The following is an 18,556-nucleotide window of genomic DNA, read 5'->3' as shown; positions in this document are numbered from 1 at the left end:
CTCGCTCGTTCGTCGTTCCCTCTACGGTCCGGCCGCGAGGCATCCCGCGCGCCGGAGCCGCTCCGCCGCCTCTCACAGGACGGCGTCGATCAGCATGCGGGCCTGCTCCGGGCGGAGCCTGGGATCGCACAGCGACTCATACCGCGCGCCCAGCGCGGACTCGCCTGCGACGGGCCCGCCCACGCACTCCGTCACATCGCGGTCGGCGACCTCGAGATGCAGGCCCCCGGGGTGCGCTCCCGCGCTCTCCACGACCCGCACGAAACCGCGGGCCTCCTCGATCATGTCGTCCAGGTGCCGGGTCTTGAGCCCCGACGGGGTGCGCACGGTGTTGCCGTGCATCGGATCGCTGAGCCAGACGACGGGATGCCCCGCACGCCGGACCCGGCGCACCACTTCCGGCAGCAGCCGCGGCAGGGCCGCGGCTCCCATGCGCACGATCAGCGTCAGCCTCCCCGGTTCGCGCTCCGGGTCGAGCACCTCGCACAGCCGGACCACGTCCCTCGGATCGGCCGACGGCCCGACCTTGCACCCGACGGGGTTGACGACCGAGGCGAGCAGCCTGACATGGGCGCCTTCGGGCTGTCGAGTACGGGCACCGGCCCACGGGAAGTGCGTGGAGGACAGGAACCGCCGGCCCGTCACGGGGTCCGTGCGCAGCAGGGACTCCTCCCAGTCCAGCACCAGCGCCTCATGGCACACCCAAGGGCCGCCCGCCGCTCGGCCACCGTGCCCGTATCCGGCGCGCAGCGCCTCCAGCACGCGGGACGCGGCACCGTAGGCACGCAGCATGCGGCGCGGATCGTGCCGCCGTGAACGGGCGTCGGCCGTCGCGGAGTTGACCAAGTCGCCCCGGTATGCGGGAAGTTCGACACCGTTCACGGTCTCGGCGGGCCTGCTGCGGGGCTTGGCGTACTGGCCTCCCATCCTGCCGAAGACCACCACATCCTCGCCGGTGCGCTCGCGCAGACGGCCCGCGAGGGAAGCCAGCACCGCCGCCTTCGACGCGGTGCGCGCCGAGTCGCCGTCGGCGAAACTCTCCGCGCAGTCACCGGCTTGCAGCACGCGGGCCGAGCCCCGCGCCGCCGACGCCAGCGCGCGGCGTGCCGCCGCCACCTCCTCGGCGGTCACCAGGGCCTGTGCGGCGGCGAGTTGACCGCGCACGAGCGGCAGGTCGGGGTGGTCGGCCCAGTCCGGCTGCTGAGGCGCCGCCGCGCCGGTGGCGGCGGGACCGGCAGGGGACCGGGACCCGGTGAGCTGCATGGCGGGAACTCCCACATCTGAAGGGGGCCGGGGCGAGGCCGGCGGCCGGAGGGACGCCCGGGCAGGGCCGGAGGGCGGCAGGGGAGAGCCGGTGCGCCCGCCGGGGGCGCACCGGCCGGTCAGCACACGATGCCCTCGATCTCCACCAGCAGATCGGACCGGCAGACGTCGACATTGAGGAAAGCGACGTCCGCATCCCCGGAAAAGGCACGCGAACACATCCGCTGCACCACGGGAATATCCTCGGCATTGCGCACGTACACCTTGATGTTGCGCAGATCCGTCAGCGCGCGGCTCTCCCGCACTCCGTACGCGGAGAGATTCTCCGGCCCTATGACGTGCGCGATGTTCTCCAGAGCCAGCGCGCACTGCCGCTCGATGTCACCCGCGAACAGAGTCTCGTGGCCGCGTATGCTCGCCGTCCCCGAAACGTAAATCTGCTCCGCCGCCCCACCCGTTCCCGGCCGCGAAACACACGTCGCCCTGGAGAACTTCGGCGGCCTCGGCCCGTAGCGGGCAGGATAGTGGTACGGAGGAACCTGTTTCGAATTCTCCACCGCCGTGAGAACCGCCGAGCGGCTCGCCAGGAAATAGAAGGCTATGCCGCCCCCCAGGGCCCCGATGCCCGTCGCCGCGGGCAGCTCCGACCCGCGGAAGCGGAACCGCTCGAAGGCCTCCGCACGGCCCCGGCAGAAGTCCCGGTAGACCTCCAGGCCGTCCGCATTGTCCTCATTGATCCGGCTCACGAAGTTCCACATGCGGAGACACTTTGTGAAGCCGAGGGTCTCCATCAGATCCAACGCGTTGAAGTACGCCGACCTCGTTCCCTCCGCATACCGGGAGCCCGACGGTATGAGCCCCGCGCAGAACAGATACTCCCCGTCGTGCGCCCACACGATCCCGTCCCGCTTGCCGCGTTCCGCGACAACCCCGGAACTCCACACCTCTGCGAATTCCCGCTCCGCGGAGTCCGCCATGTGCACACTCGACTCGACCGTGCCCTGAGACAGGCGCGGCGCAACACATTCCGTCGCGTAACGAACGACGCCCAGAGTGGAATCCCGCGACTTCTCCGCGTCCGCTTCCCCGAGGCTCACAAACCTCGAAGACGGCAACGCCACCGCGACATCGGCGAATGTCATCGTCATCCCTTCCCGAGTGCACGGCAAGCCACCCGGAGACCAGAAACAAAAAGACCGACAAGGGCCGGACACCCGAAGTGCGGAGCATTCCGAACCACTGATCCCGGACGCTAACAGCGCCCACGCGCCTATTGCGTCCCACACCGCAGCCAACCAGGCGCCGGCGAGAAGATAGGGGGGTCGCAGGGGTTTGTTAGGTGATTTCCTAGTCCCCCCGGTGACACGCTCCCCCGGTAGCAAGGTGACGCGGCCGACGAGTGCCTGGAACCAGGGGAGCGCCTCGGGATGTTTCGTATCGAACTGATCCGGCCCCTGCCCGAGCTGCTGCGGGACCACGCCCGGCTCCGCGGCGACAAGCCCGCCTTCCGCGACCGCCGCCGCACCCTCACCTACGGCGAACTGGAGGAGCGCACCGCCCGCTTCGCCGGTCACCTCGCCGGGCTGCGGCTGCAACCCGGCGACCGCGCCCTGATCTACCTCGGCAACTGCGTCGAGACCATCGAAAGCTACCTGGCGATCATCCGCGCCGCCGGTATCGCCGTCCCCCTCAACCCCCACTCCGCCGACGCCGAACTCGCCTACGTACTCGACGACTCCGGCGCCCGCGTCGTCGTCACCGACCCCGCACACCTCGACCAGGTCCGCTCGATGCTGCCCGAACGGCCCCACCTGCGCGTCGTCGTCACCGGCAGCGCCCCCCTGCCGTGGGACGCAGGGCAGAGCGCCGTCTCCCACCAGGACCTGCTCACATCCCCGCCGCCCGCACCCGCCCGCGACGACCAGGCACTCGACGACTCCGCGTGGATGCTCTACACCTCCGGCACCACGGGAAAACCCAAGGGCGTCCTCTCCAGCCAGCGCAGTTGCCTGTGGTCCGTCGCCGCCTGCTACTCGCCCATCGTCGGGCTCAGCGAGGACGACCACGTCCTGTGGCCGCTGCCGCTGCACCACAGCCTCGCCCACGTCCTGTGCGTCATCGGCGTCACCGCCGTCGGCGCCACCGCCCGCATCCTCGACGGCTTCTCACCGGGCGAAATCCTCGAAGCCATGCGGGAGGAGTCCTTCACCTTCCTCACCGGCGTCCCCGCCATGTACCACCGCCTCGTCGCAGCCGCACGCGAAGACGGCGAAGGCGTACCTGCCGGCAGCCTCCAACGCTGCCTGACCGCAGGGTCCGTGTGCCCCGCCGCGCTCCGCCGCGACTTCGAAGACACCTTCCAGGTCCCGCTCCTCGACGGATACGGCAGCACCGAGACCTGCGGCCTGATGACCGTCAACTCGCCCGACGGCGCCCGCATCGACGGCTCATGCGGACTGCCCGTACCCGGCCTCTCGCTGCGCCTGGTCGACCCCGAAAGCCACCGTGACGTCCCCACCGGACAGGAGGGCGAGGTATGGGTCCAGGGCCCCAACCTCATGTCCGGCTACCACAACCAGCCAGAAGCCACGGCCGAAGCACTCCCCGGCGGCTGGTACCGCACCGGGGACCTCGCACGCCGCGACGAACACGGCTACCTCAGCATCACCGGCCGCGTGAAAGAACTCATCATCCGCAGCGGCGAGAACATCCACCCCGCGGAAGTCGAAAGCGTCCTCCTCCAGGTGCCCTCGGTCGCCGACGCCGCTGTCGTCGGGCGCCCCCACGACGTACTCGGCGAAGTGCCCGTGGCCTTCGTCGTCCCCGGAGAGGACGGCCTCGACCCCGAAGCCCTGTACGCCGCCTGCCGTGAACAGCTCGCAGGCTTCAAAGTCCCCGAAGAGATCTACGAGACCGACGCCGTCCCCCGCACCTCCTCCGGCAAGATCACCCGCCACGTCCTGCTGGAGCGTCCCGCACGCCTGCGGGCCGCAGGCGGCAGCCGCCACGAGGCCCTCCTCCACACCGACTGGACGCCACTGCCGTCCGTACCGGCCGCCACCGGCCGGCCCGCCGCCACACGATGGGCGGTCATCGGACCCGACCCCTACGGCCTCGTCGCCTCCCTCAGCGGCCACGGCCACGACGTCACCCGCCACCCGGACCCAGCGGCCCTCCTCCACGCCCTCGCTGAAGGCGCCACCGCGCCGGAGACCGTCGTGCTTCCCGTACCCGGCGACACCGACCCCGCAGGACGCCTCGCCGCCACCGCCGATGCCGAACTGGCGCGCCTGAAGCGGACCTTGGAGGAGTGCACCGGAGCACCGGAACTCGCAGACAGCGGCATCTGCGCCGTCACCCGCCAAGCCGTCGCCGCAGCGAACGGAGAGCCCACGCCGGACCTGGTCCACGCCCCGCTCCGCGGACTGCTGCACGCCCAGCAGAACCGCCACCCGGGCCGCATCACGCACATCGACATCGACGGCCACGACGACTCCCTCACCCTCGTGCCCCTCGCCGTCGCACTCGACGAACCCCAGATCGCGGCCCGCTCCGGCGTCGCCCTCGCGCCCCGGCTCACGCGCGTCCCCGCAGGCGGCCACAGCGACGACGCACCGCGTCCCGACCCTGAAGGAACCCTCGCCGTCGCAGGCGAACCCGGCCCCACAGCAACAGCCCTCACCCGCCACCTCGTCGCCGCCTACGGCCTGCGCCACGTCCTCCTGCTCGGCCCCCGAGGCGAGGGCGACGACGCGACGGCCGCCCTGGCACGCGAAACAGCCGGTCTCGGCGCCCACGTGACGGTAACCGCCTGCGACCCCGCCGACCGTCCAGCCCTGGCCGCGGCCCTGGAAGGGGCCTCCAGCCCCCTCACCGCCGTCCTGCACTGCGCCGCCCCCGGCGAGAGCGCCGCCCCCGGATCACCGGCCGCCCTCGCCGAACCCGCGACCCGCCGACGGCACTTCGCCCCCGCCGCCGAGGCCGCCGTCAACCTCCACCAGCTCACCAAGCACGCCCGCCTCGCCGCCTTCGTCACGATCGCGTCCCACGACGGCGCCCTCGGCACCCCCGGCCACGACGAACAGGCCGCCGTACACGCCTTCTTCGACGCCCTCGCCCACCACCGCCGCGCACGCGGGCTCCCCGCCCTCTGCCTCGCCGCGGGCCCCACCACCCGCACGCACGAACTCACCGCGATGTTCGACGTGGCCCTTGCCTCCGACCGCACCCAGGCCCTCGTCATGCGCCCCGGCGAGATCAGCGGAGAACAGCACGACCCGTCGGCGGCGGTGCCTCCGCTGCTGCGCGGCCTCCTCGACACCACACCCCTCACCGCCGCAGGCGAAGACGAACGCCACGCGCTGCGGCAGCAGTTGACGGAGATGACGCCCGACGAGCAGACCGCGCGCCTCGTCGAACTCATCCGCACCGAGACCGCCGCCGTCCTCGGCGGCGACGGAGCCGAACGAGCCGCCGCCGCACGCACCTTCCGCGAGATCGGCCTCACCTCCGTCAGCGCGGTCCAGCTCAGCAACCGCCTGGGTGCCGCCACCGGCCTGCGGCTGCCCGCACCCATCGCATACGACCACCCCACGCCCGAAGCCCTCGCCCGGCACCTGAGGGCCGAACTCCTCGACGAGCCACCCGAGTCGGACCCCGCACGCCGCACCTCAGACAACGGCGCGTCCGCAACCGCCCGACCGCACAGCCCGCAGCGAGCGTCCCACGAACCCGCCGAACCCGTGGCGATCGTCGGCATGGCCTGCCGCTACCCGGGCGGCATCGGCTCACCCGAAGACCTCTGGCGCCTCGTCGCCCAAGGCGCCGACGTCACCGCCGACTTCCCCACCGACAGAGGCTGGGACCTCGACCGGCTCTTCAACGGAGCAGGACGCGGCCGCGTCGGCACCAGCGACACCCGTCACGGCGGATTCCTCTACGAAGCCGCCGAGTTCGACGCAGGCTTCTTCGGTATCTCCCCACGCGAAGCGCTTGCAATGGACCCGCAGCAGCGGCTGCTGCTGGAGACGAGCTGGGAGGCGGTCGAACGGGCCCGCCTCGACCCCGCCTCCCTGCGCGGCTCCCGCACCGGAGTCTTCACCGGCGTGATGTACCACGACTACGGCACCGGACTCGTCCAGACCCCCGAAGGAACAGAGGGCTACTGGACCACCGGCACCGCAGGCAGCGTCGCATCCGGCCGCGTCTCCTACGCCCTCGGCCTCGAAGGCCCCGCGGTGACCGTCGACACCGCCTGCTCCTCGTCGCTCGTAGCCCTCCACTGGGCCGCGCAGGCGCTGCGCAGCGGCGAATGCTCACTCGCACTCGCCGGCGGCGCCACGGTCATGTCGACGCCGAGCACGTTCGTCGAGTTCTCCCGGCAGGGCGGCCTCGCCACGGACGGCCGCTGCAAGTCCTTCTCGGACGCCGCCGACGGCACGGGCTGGTCCGAGGGCGTGGGCGTGCTGGTGCTGGAGCGCCTGTCGGACGCGGAACGCAACGGCCACCGGATACTGGCGGTCGTACGCGGCTCCGCGGTCAACCAGGACGGCGCCTCCAACGGGCTCACCGCGCCCAACGGTCCATCTCAACAGCGGGTCATCCGGGAGGCGTTGGCGAGTGCGGAGCTGTCGGCAGCAGAGGTGGACGCCGTCGAGGCGCACGGCACGGGCACGACACTCGGCGACCCGATCGAGGCGCAGGCGCTGCTGGCGACCTACGGGCAGGAGCGGGATGCCGAAAGGCCTCTGCGGCTGGGGTCGGTGAAGTCCAACCTCGGCCACACGCAGGCCGCCGCCGGCGTCGCGGGCGTCATCAAGATGGTCGAGGCGCTGCACCACGGCGAACTGCCCCGGACGCTGCACGTCGACGCCCCCTCGTCCCACGTGAACTGGGACGCGGGCGCGGTCGAGCTGCTGACCGGGCACACCCCGTGGCCGGAGGCCGGGCGCCCGCGCCGGGCAGCGGTCTCCTCCTTCGGCGTGAGCGGCACCAACGCACACGTGATCCTCGAAGAGGCCCCCGCTCCTGCGGGCGGGGCGCATCGCGACCGGTCCGGCGATGCGTGTGCCGACCAGGCCGCTGAGCAGGTTGGGGAACCGTTCCTGGACGAGGCCGGGGGGCGTCCGGAGAAAGACCAGGGAGTCGTACCGGGCGTCGTGCCACGGGTCGTGCCGGTCTTGGCTTCTGCGAAGTCGGCGGAGGCGTTGGCTGGGCAGATCGAGCGGCTGGGGGAGTGCGCCGTGGCGGGGTCTGCGGTGGATGTCGGCTTCTCGTCGGTGGTGACGCGTTCGCTGTTTGAGCACCGTGCGGTGTTGCTGGCCTCGGGGGACGGGCTGACGGAGGCGGCTCGGGGTGTGGTGCCGTCCGATCCGGGCGGCCTTGCAGTGCTCTTCTCTGGTCAGGGGAGTCAACGCCTCGGTATGGGCCGGGAGTTGTATGCCCGTTTCCCGGTCTTCGCGGAAGCGCTCGATGCCGTGCTGGCGCATCTGGAGCCGGGGCTTCGGGATGTGATGTGGGGCGAGGACGAGGAGCTGTTGAGCCGTACGGGGTGGGCGCAGCCGGCGTTGTTCGCGGTGGAGGTGGCGCTGTTCCGTCTTGCGGCGTCGTGGGGTGTCGAGCCGGACTATCTGGCGGGTCACTCGATCGGTGAGATCGCTGCGGCCCATGTGGCTGGTGTGCTGTCCCTGGAGGATGCCTGCCGGCTTGTCTCTGCTCGGGCTCGGTTGATGGAGGCGTTGCCCGAGGGCGGTGCGATGGTCGCCATCGAGGCGGCTGAAGACCAGGTGGCCCCTCTCCTCACGGACGGTGTCTCGCTGGCGGCGGTCAACGGGCCGTCGTCGGTGGTGGTGTCGGGTGAGCGGGAGGCTGTCGAACGGCTTGTTGACCGGTTGGCGGAAGGGGGCCGGAAGACTAGGCGTTTGCTGGTCAGCCATGCCTTTCACTCGTCGTTGATGGATCCGATGCTGGAGGAGTTCCGGGAGGCCGTGGCGGGCCTGTCGTTCGGCGAGCCCTCGATCCCCGTGGTGTCGAACGTGACCGGTCGGGCCGCGGAGGTCGCGGAGATCGCCTCCCCGGAGTACTGGGTGCGGCACGTTCGCGAGCCGGTGCGCTTCGGTGACAGCCTCCAGTGGCTCGCTGACCAGAACGTGTCGTCCTTCGTGGAGTCGGGTCCGGACGGCGTGCTGTCTGCCATGGCTGCGGCCACCGCACCGGACGCCGCGACGGTTCCTCTTCTGCGTAAGGACCGCGACGAAGAGGCCGCCGTGCTGGGGGCGTTGGGGCGTCTGCATGTCGACGGCGTGCCGGTCGAGTGGCAGCGGCTCTTCGACGGCACCGGAGCCCAGCGGGTCGACCTGCCCACCTACCCCTTCCAGCACGAGCGCTACTGGCCGGAACCGTCCACGTCTGCCCGCGACGAATCCCATCCGGTGGACGCCGAACTGTGGAAGCTCGTCGAGTCGGAGGACGCGGACGCGCTGGCACGGGTGCTGGGCGTCGACCCCACCACAGCGTCGGCTGTCTCGTCCGGCCTCTCGGAATGGCGTAACCGTGAACGCGTTCGTTCCAGCACGGAGGGCTGGTGCTACCGCGAATGGTGGAAACCCCTGACGGGCCCGGCCGACCCCGTCGCGTCCCTGCCACAGGCCCCGGTGGCCGTTACGGGCACCGCCGCCGCTGACACCTCGCCTGAGTCGCCGTCCGCCGAGGACTCCGCTTCTGCTGCGGGTGTGTGGTTGGTGGTGGTGCCTGCTGGTGGTGGTGTGCCGGTGGAGTGGGCGTCGTCGGTCGTCGGGCTTCTGGGTGCGGGGGTGGCGTGTCTGGAGGTCGAACCGGGGGTTGGCCGGGCTGAGTTGGCGGCGCGCCTTGGTGAGGTTCTGCCTGTGGATTCCGAGTGTGTGGGTGTTCTGTCTTTCCTTGCGGTGGCGGAGAGCCGGGTGGAGGCCGAGATCCGGGGCGCGGGGGCTTCAGGGGCCTTTGTCTTGTTGGTTCAGGCGTTGGCTGATGTGGGTGTGTCGGGGTCTGTGTGGGGTGTGACTGCGGGTGCTGTGGTGGCGGTGCCGGGGGATGTGGTGTCGGCGCCGGTGCAGTCTGCGGTGTGGGGTTTGGGTCGTGTGGCGGCGTTGGAGTTGCCGCGTCGTTGGGGTGGGTTGGTGGATCTGCCCGCGGATGTCGAGGCCTGGGATGAGGAGTTGGCGGCGCGTGTGGCGGGGGTGCTGGCTGGGGGTGGTGAGGATCAGGTTGCGGTGCGTGTGTCGGGTGTGTATGGGCGCCGTCTGGTTCCGACCGAGTTGGGTGCGGCTGTAGGGGAGTCGGCGTCGCCGGCTGTCCCCGAGCTGGAGGCTGTGTCTGAGACGGGGGTCGAGCCGTCGCCTGGTGTGTCGACTGGTGGGTCGGTGGGTTGGGTGCCGTGGGGGTCGGTGTTGGTGACGGGTGGTACGGGTGCGTTGGGTGCTCGTGTTGCCCGGTGGGTGGTGGAGCGTGGTGCGGGTCATGTGGTGTTGGCCAGCCGTCGTGGTCCGGATGCTCCGGGAGCCTCAAGTCTGTGTGCGGAGTTGGAGGGTTTGGGTGCGCGGGTGACGGTGGCCGCGTGTGATGTGGCGGACCGTGATGCGCTGGCTGGTGTTGTGGAGGCGGTTCCGGAGGATGTGCCGCTGACGGCTGTCATCCATGCCGCGGGTGTCGGAGCCGGGGATGCCCCTGTGGAGTCGCTGGAGCCTGGGCAGTTGGCGGGGGTACTTCGTTCGAAGGTCGCAGGTGCCTGGCATCTCCATGAGCTGACTCGCGATCTCGATCTGGATGCGTTCGTGTTGTTCGGTTCGGGTGCCGGCTGCTGGGGCAGCGGTGGTCAGCCCGCTTACGGTGCGGCGAACGCGTTCCTCGACGGGCTGGCGCAGTACCGGCGTGGTCTGGGGCTGTCTGCGACGTGTTTGGCCTGGGGCGCTTGGGGCGGGGATGCGGGTCTCGCCTCCGACGAGGCGGTGGCCGGGCATTTGGAGCGTCGTGGGCTGGTGCCGATGGAGCCGGAGTTGGCGCTGTGGGTGCTGGGTCAGGCGGTGTCGGAGGGCCGGTCGCTGCTGACGGTGACGAATACGGACTGGGAGCTGTTCGCGCCGAGTTTCACCGCGGAGCGGTCCAGTGCGTTGTTGTCGGAGATTCCGCAGGTGCAGCGTGCGCTGGCCGCTGCGGAGGGTGAAGTAGCGGCCGGTGAGGGCGAGTCGGGTCTGAAGGCGCGGCTGGCGGGGCTGTCGGAGGCCGAGCGCGGCCGGGAGCTGCTGGAACTGGTCCGTACACACGCCGCCGCCGCCCTGGGCTACCGGGACGCCGAGGCTCTGCCTGCCAACCGTGCCTTCCGTGACGTGGGTTTCGACTCCGTGATCGCTGTGGAGCTGCGCAACCGGCTCAAGCGGGCCACCGGGATGCCCCTGCCCGCGACCTTGATCTTCGACCACCCCAACCCCACCGCCCTCGCCGGGTTCCTGCGTGACGAACTCTTCGGCGCCCAGCCGACGGGCGAGCCGCCCGTCCAGGCGCTGCCGCCCGTGACCGACGACCCGATCGCCGTCGTCGGCATGGGATGCCGCTACCCGGGAGGCGCCAGCACCCCGGAGGAGCTGTGGCAGCTCGTCGCCGGCGGGCAGGACGCCATCGGCGGCTTCCCCTCCGATCGCGGCTGGAACCTCGCGGACCTCGCAAGCGCCACGTACGAGGGCGGCTTCCTCGACGACGTCGCCGGATTCGACGCCGCCTTCTTCGGGATCTCACCGCGCGAGGCGGTCGTCATGGATCCGCAGCAGCGGCTGCTGCTGGAGACCTCCTGGGAAGCGCTCGAACGCGGCGGCATCGACCCCGCCGGTCTGCGCGGCAGCCGCACCGGCGTCTTCATGGGCACCACGGGCCAGGATTACGCCGAACTCGTCGCCGCCTCCACGGAAGACGTCGGGCTGTACGCCACGACCGCGCACGCCGCGAGCGTGCTCTCCGGCCGCATCTCCTACCTGCTCGGCCTGGAGGGGCCCGCCGCCACCGTCGACACCGCCTGCTCGTCGTCGCTGGTGGCGATGCACTGGGCGGCGCAGGCGCTGCGTTCCGGCGAATGCGACCTGGCCCTCGCGGGCGGCGTGGCCGTGATGTCCACGCCGAACGCCTTCGCCGCCTTCACCTCGCAGGGAGGACTCGCACCCGACGGACGCTGCAAGGCCTTCTCCGACGCCGCCGACGGCACCGGCTGGTCCGAGGGCGCAGGGGTGGTCCTGCTGGAACGGCTCTCCGACGCCCGCCGCAACGGCCACCACGTACTGGCGGTCGTCCGCGGCAGCGCCGTCAACCAGGACGGAGCCTCCAACGGCCTCACCGCGCCGAACGGCCCGTCCCAGCAGCGCGTCATCCGCCAGGCACTCGCCAGCGCCGGACTCTCTCCACGCGACGTCGACGCAGTCGAGGCCCACGGCACGGGCACCACCCTCGGCGACCCCATCGAGGCGCAGGCCGTCCTCGCCACCTACGGCCAGGACCGCGAACAGGCCCTGCTGCTCGGCTCCATCAAGTCCAACATCGGCCACCCCCAGTCGGCGGGCGGAGTCGCAGGCGTCATCAAGATGGTCATGGCCCTGCGCGAAGGGCTCCTCCCGAGGACGCTCCACGTCGACGAGCCCTCCAGCCACGTCGACTGGACCGCGGGCGCCGTCGAACTCCTCACCGAGGCCGCCCCCTGGCCCCGTACCGACAGGCTCCGCAGGGCAGGTGTGTCCTCCTTCGGCGTCAGCGGCACCAACGCGCACCTCATCCTCGAACAGGCCCCGGAAACCGCCGACTTGACCGGCGAAACCCTCGCCGTCCCGGGCACCGAAGGCCCCGCCGCGGGCGACGGGCAGAACGCCGACGCCACGGGCACCCAAGCCACGAGCGTCGACGCCACGAGCACCGAAACCGCCGCCGGACCCGGCGACCGCACCACCGGGACCGCACCCCTCTCCGGCCGCACACCGGTGCCGTGGGTGGTCTCCGCCCGTACCGAAGCCGCCCTTCAGGCACAGCTCGAACGCATCCGGGCCTTCGCCGACCGCGCCGCAGCACACGGCACCCCGACGGCCACGCCCCTCGACATCGGCTACTCCCTCGCCGCCTGCCGCACCGCCTTCGAGCACCGCGCCGTACTCCTGCACAACGCAGGAGAGAACGGAGAAGAAACCGCCGGAGAGGCCGTCGAGGCCGAACGCGGCGAGGCACCCTCCGAGGGGCGGCTGCTCGCGTTCGCCTTCTCGGGCCAGGGCAGCCAACGCCTCGGCATGGGACGGGAGTTGTACGACCGATTCCCCGTCTTCGCCGAAGCCTTCGACGCCGTCACCGCTCACCTCGACCCCCGGCTGCGGAAGGTCGTCTGGGGCGAGGACCCGCAGGAGCTCGCCGGCACCGGCAACGCACAGCCCGCCCTGTTCGCACTCGAAGTCGCCCTCTACCGGCTCGCGGAGTCCTGGGGCGTCACGCCCGACTACCTGGTGGGTCACTCCGTGGGCGAGATCGCAGCGGCCCACGTCGCCGGTGTCCTCTCACTCGAAGACGCCTGCACCCTGGTCTCCGCACGCGCCCGCCTGATGCGCGAACTCCCCGACGGCGGAGCCATGACCGCCGTCGAGGCATCCGAGGACGAAGTGCTTCCGCTGCTCGACGGCAGGGACGACGTGGCGCTCGCCGCCGTCAACGGCCCCACCTCCGTCGTGATCTCCGGAGCCGACCAGGCCGTACGGCAGATCGCCGGCGAGTTCGCCGCGGCCGGCCGCAAGACTAGGAATTTGCTGGTCAGTCATGCATTTCACTCGCCCTTGATGGATGCGATGCTCGACGACTTCCGCGCCGCACTGGACGGCCTGACGTTCGGCGAGCCCGAAATCCCCGTCGTCTCCAACCTGACCGGCGGCATCGCCACCGGCGACGAACTGCGCACCGCCGAGTACTGGGTACGGCACGTCCGGCAGACCGTCCGCTTCGCCGACGGCATCAACGCCCTCGCCGAACAGGGCGTCACCGCGGTCCTCGAGATCGGGCCCGACGGCGTACTGTCCGCCACCGCGGCCGAGACCCTCCCCGGAGCCGTGGCGGTGCCGCTGCTGCGCAACGACCGCGACGAGACCCGTACGGCGCTCGGGGCGGTGGCACGGCTCCACGTCAACGGCGCCCGTGTCGACTGGGCCCGCCACTTCGACGGCACGAGCGCCCGCCCCGTAGACCTGCCCACCTACCCCTTCCAGCACGAGCGCTACTGGCCCGAGGCGGCGACCGCAGCCGGAGGCCGCGAGAACACCACGGCGGACGGGGACGGGGAAGGCGACGCCGAGTTCTGGGCGCTCGTCGAAAGCGGCGACGTCGACAGCCTCGCCGCCGAACTGGGCGTACCCCCGGAGTCGACGGCCACGTCGCTGAGCGCTGTGCTGCCCGCCCTCAGCTCGTGGCGCAACCGCCGCCGCACCCAGTCGACCATCGACTCCTGGCGCCACGTGGAGCGGTGGATCCCGCTGACCACCCCCGCCGCTCCCCGCCCGTCGCACGGCACGCCGCAGCCTCAGGGCAGCTGGCTCGCCGTCCTGCCCGCCGAGGCGGCGACCACCCCCGAGGCCGAGGAGTGGATCACGCAGGCAGTCGAGGCGCTCGGCGACGACGTGGTGTGCGTACGCGTGCCGGACGTCGGCCACGAGGACGCCGCGTTCCCGGTACGTGACGAACTGGCCGCACGCCTCCGGGCCGCCCTCGATCCGGCGGACCTCCACGACACGAAGAACCTGCCCACCGAGGCTCTGCCGGCCGGTCTTCCGAAGTCTCCGAGCGGCCCCACGGCGACCGGAGCCGATGCGACTGACGCCCAGGCGACCAGCGGAACGGCGACCGGCGAACCGCACACAGGAGCCGACGCTTCCGGCGAAGCGCCCCGCATCCACGGCGTCGTCTCCCTCCTGGCCCTCGACCGCTCGGAGAACTCCGCAGGCGTCCCCACCGCCGTACGGAACACGCTGCTGCTCGTGCAGGCCCTCGCGGGCAGCGGCGTCACCGCACCCCTGTGGGCGGTCACGCGTAACGCCGTCGCCGTCGACGGCGCCGAACGGATCGAGCACCCCGCCCAGGCAGGGGTGTGGGGTCTCGGCCGCGTGGCCGCGATGGAACTGCCGCAGCAGTGGGGCGGACTCGTCGACCTGCCGTCGGCCCTCGACCGGCGCGTCACCCGGCGCTTCGCGGACGCGCTCGGCGCGGCCGCAGCCCGGCACGACGGCACACGCGAAGGCGACACCGACACGTACGACGAGGACCAGCTCGCCGTACGCGCCTCCGGCCTGTTCGGGCTCAGGCTCCTACCGGCACCGGAAAACGCCGCCCCCGCCGCCTGGGTGCCCTCCGGCACCGTCCTCGTCACCGGCGGCACCGGCGCCCTCGGTGCGCACGTCGCCCGCGACCTCGCCGCCCGCGGAGCCGGACGGCTCCTGCTCATCAGCCGCCGCGGCGACCAGGCGCCCGGCGCGGACCGCCTGCGCGACGAACTCGCCGCGCTCGGCGCCGAAGTGGACATCGCCGCATGCGACGCCTCCGACCGTGACGCTCTCGCCTCTGTCCTCTCCGCCGTCCCCGCGGAGCAGCCGCTGACCGGCGTCGTCCATACCGCCGGCGTACTCGACGACGGCATCCTCGAAGGGCTCACCCCCGAACGCTTCGACTCCGTCTTCCGCTCCAAGGTCGCCGCCGCCCGCGCACTCGACGAGCTCACCCGCGAAGCGGACCTGTCGGCCTTCGTGCTGTTCTCCTCCGTCGCCGGGCAGATCGGCAACCCCGGACAAGCCAACTACGCCGCAGCGAACGCCGTACTCGACTCCATCGCCCGCGCCCGCCGCGCCGAAGGGCTGCCCGCCACTTCCATCGCCTGGGGAGCCTGGGCCGGTGACGGTATGGCCTCCGCGAAACCGCGCCGCGACGACGGCACGGACCCGGTCGCGCCGGGCAACGCCGGTTCGGGCAACGACCGTACGGGCAACGGCGGTTCGGGCAACGACCGTATGAGCGGGGACGGTTCGGGCGGTGACCTTTCGGCCCGTGGTGCCTGGGCCGACCGCGACGGCGCCGGACTCATGGACCCCCAGCCGGCCCTCGAAGCCATGTGGCAGGCAGTAACCGGTGACGCTGCCGCGATCACCATCGCGGACCTGAGCAACCGGCAGCTCCTCGGCTCCCTCCTCGAAGTGCGGCCCATGCCGCTGCTGTCCGAACTGCCGCACGCGCGCCGCGCGTTGGAGGACATCCGCACCGCCCGCGGCTCCCGCCCGGCTGTCGCCTCCCAACTCCGCGACCAACTTGAGGCGTTGAACGAGGCGGACCGGTACGAGGCCGTCCTCGACCTCGTACGGACCCGCATAGCCGCGGTCCTCAACTACTCCGGCGGAACCTCCGTCGGCACCGACAAGGCCTTCCGCGACCTGGGCTTCGACTCGCTCACCGCCGTCGAGCTGCGCAACCAGCTCAGCGCCGCGACCGGGCACACCCTCTCCGCGGGCCTCGTCTTCGACCACCCGACACCACGCGCCCTGGCATCCCACCTGCTCGAAGAGATCCTCGGCGCGCAGGGCGAAGCGCAGAACGCGGCCACCCGCGGCACGGCAGCGCCCCGCCCAACCGACGAGCCGATCGCGATCGTCGGCATGTCCTGCCGCTTCCCCGGAGACGTCAACACACCCGAGGACTACTGGCAGTTCCTCATCGACGGCAGGGACGGCATCGGCGACTTCCCCACCGACCGCAACTGGGACCTGGAGACCCTCTTCTCCGGCGGCCCGGGAGGCAGCGTCACCCGGCAGGGCGGATTCCTCATCGGAACCGCCGACTTCGACGCCGCGTTCTTCGGCATCTCGCCGCGTGAGGCGGTGGCGATGGACCCGCAGCAGCGGCTGCTGCTGGAGTCGTCATGGGAGGCGCTGGAGCGCGCCGGTGTCGACCCCCAGTCCCTGCGCGGCAGCCCCACCGGCGTCTTCGTCGGCACCAACGGACAGGACTACGCCACCCTCGTCAACGACAGCGCGCAGGACACCGAAGGCCACGCCGCCACCGGGCTGGCCGCGAGCGTCATCTCCGGGCGCCTCTCCTACACCCTCGGCCTCGAAGGCCCCGCGATGACGGTCGACACGGCCTGCTCCGCGTCGCTGGTCGCTCTTCACCTGGCCGGACAGTCGCTGCGTCAGGGGGAGTGCGACCTGGCGCTCGCCGGCGGCGCGACCGTCATGTCGACGCCGATGGTCTTCGCCGAACTCTCCCGCCAAGGTGCCCTCTCCGCGGACGGGCGGTGCAAGGCGTTCGCGGAGGGCGCGGACGGTACGGGCTGGTCCGAGGGTGTCGGGCTGGTGGTGCTGGAGCGGTTGTCGGATGCGCGGCGCAAGGGGCACAACGTGCTTGCGGTGGTGCGTGGTTCGGCGGTCAATCAGGACGGTGCGTCGAACGGTCTGACGGCGCCGAACGGTCCGTCTCAGCAGCGGGTGATCCGGCAGGCGTTGGCGAGTGCGGGGCTGTCGGCCGCGGATGTGGATGCGGTCGAGGCGCACGGTACGGGCACGTCGCTGGGTGATCCGATCGAGGCGCAGGCGCTGCTGGCGACGTATGGGCAGGAGCGGGATGCCGAACGGCCGCTGTTGTTGGGGTCGGTGAAGTCGAATCTGGGTCATACGCAGGCTGCTGCGGGTGTCGCTGGTGTGATCAAGATGGTGGAGGCGCTGCGGCACGGCGAACTGCCGCGCACTCTCCACGTGGATGAGCCGTCCTCGCACGTCGATTGGGATGCGGGTGCGGTCGAGCTGCTCACGGAACGCACCGCCTGGCCGGAGTCGGGTCGTGCGCGGCGTGCGGGTGTGTCGTCGTTCGGGATCAGTGGCACCAACGCCCACGTCATCCTGGAACAGGCACCTGAATCCGCTTCCGGGATGGAGTTCGCCGACCCGTCCGCTGATTCTGAACCGGCCTCGCTCGGCGTTACGGACTCTGCCCAGACCGCATCTGAATCTGTTTCTGATTCTGGTTCCGGCGTTGTTTCTGGTGTTGTTTCTTCGGTTGCGGTGTGTGGTTTTGAGGGTGTGGTGCCGTGGCTGGTTTCGGGGCGTTCTGAGGCGGCGTTGGATGGGCAGTTGGGTCGTCTGTCGTCGTTTGTCGAGGGTGTTTCCGGGGGTGTGCGGCCGGTTGATGTCGGTTTTTCGTTGATGTCGTCGCGGTCGGTTTTCGAGCATCGTGCGGTGGTGGTGCGGGAGTTGGAGCCGGGGGAGGGCTCTGTCTCGTCGGCGGGTTCTTCGGATTCTTCGGTGTTTGGTGCTGCTTCGGTGGTGCGGGGTGTTGTGGGGGATGTGGGTTCTGGTCCGGTGTTTGTGTTTCCGGGTCAGGGTTCGCAGTGGGTGGGGATGGCGGTGGAGTTGCTGGATTCTTCGCCGGTGTTTGCGTGGTGGATGGGTGAGTGTGACCGGGTGGTCGGGGGGTTGGCTGGTTGGTCTGTGGTGGAGGTGTTGCGGGGGTCTTTGGAGGGTGATTCGGGGGTTGGGGTGTTGGAGCGTATTGAGGTGCTCCAGCCGGTGTTGTTTTCGGTGATGGTGTCGTTGGCGGAGTTGTGGCGGTCGTGTGGGGTGGTTCCGTCTGCGGTGGTGGGGTCGTCGCAGGGGGAGATTGCGGCGGCGTATGTGGCGGGGGTTTTGAGTTTGGAGGATGCGGCGCGGGTGGTGGTGCTGCGTTCTGAGTTGTTTGCGCGTGAGTTGGTGGGTGGGGGTGCGGTGGCGTCGGTGGCGTTGCCGGTGGAGCGTGTGCGGGGGTTGTTGGAGGGGTTTGCTGGTTTGTCGGTGGCGGGGGTGAATGGTCCGTCGGCGGTGACGGTGGCTGGTGGTTTGGGGGTGTTGGAGGAGTTTGTTTCTTCGTGTGAGGCGTTGGGGGTGCGTGCGCGGGTTGTGGGGTCGTCGGTGGCGTCGCATTCGGTGCAGGTGGAGCCGTTGCGTGAGGAGTTGCTGGGGTTGTTGGAGGGGGTTGAGGGGGCCTCTGGTGGGGTGCCGTTTTATTCGACGGTGTCGGGGGGTGTGGTTGATGGTGGTGAGTTGGGTGCGGGGTATTGGTTCCGTAATGCGCGGGAGCCGGTTGATTTTGTTGGTGCTGTTCAGTCGTTGGTGGGGGATGGGTTTCGGGTTTTTGTGGAGTGCAGTCCGCATCCGGTGTTGGCGGGGGCTGTTGAGGAGTCGGCTGAGGCGTCGGGTGTTGAGGTGGTGGCGCTGGGGTCGTTGCGGCGTGGGCAGGGTGGTGG

3 protein-coding genes and 1 pseudogene are annotated in these 18,556 nt (G+C 70.9%); 2 read left to right on the top strand and 2 right to left on the bottom strand.

What is annotated here, in order from left to right:
• Positions 1-72 precede the first annotated feature (72 nt).
• Together QQM67_RS12260 and QQM67_RS12255 are read right to left on the bottom strand one after the other, a co-directional pair.
• Complete coding sequence (locus tag QQM67_RS12260; protein WP_314173793.1) at positions 73-1,263, bottom strand: 3-deoxy-7-phosphoheptulonate synthase; 1,191 nt, start codon at positions 1,261-1,263, stop codon at positions 73-75.
• Positions 1,264-1,382: 119 nt separating this feature from the next.
• Positions 1,383-2,405, bottom strand: coding sequence for an FkbO/Hyg5 family chorismatase (locus QQM67_RS12255; RefSeq protein WP_314173792.1), 1,023 nt, complete (start codon positions 2,403-2,405; stop codon positions 1,383-1,385).
• A gap of 285 nt (positions 2,406-2,690) precedes the next feature.
• On the opposite strand from QQM67_RS12255, the pseudogene QQM67_RS30770 reads away from it, so the two are divergent.
• Together QQM67_RS30770 and QQM67_RS12250 are read left to right on the top strand one after the other, a co-directional pair.
• Positions 2,691-5,375, top strand: a pseudogene (locus tag QQM67_RS30770) (AMP-binding protein); the annotation flags it as partial.
• 93 nt (positions 5,376-5,468) lie between these two features.
• Positions 5,469-18,556, top strand: a 13,088-nt coding sequence (locus QQM67_RS12250) for a type I polyketide synthase (RefSeq protein WP_449657451.1), incomplete at its 3' end; no start/stop codon positions are given.

Origin of the sequence: Streptomyces winkii, assembly GCF_032248595.1 — a bacterium.
In the GTDB taxonomy this organism is placed as follows: domain Bacteria; phylum Actinomycetota; class Actinomycetes; order Streptomycetales; family Streptomycetaceae; genus Streptomyces; species Streptomyces winkii.
The sequence above is the reverse complement of the archived record's forward strand: the minus strand, read 5'-3'. Positions and strand labels throughout refer to the sequence as shown.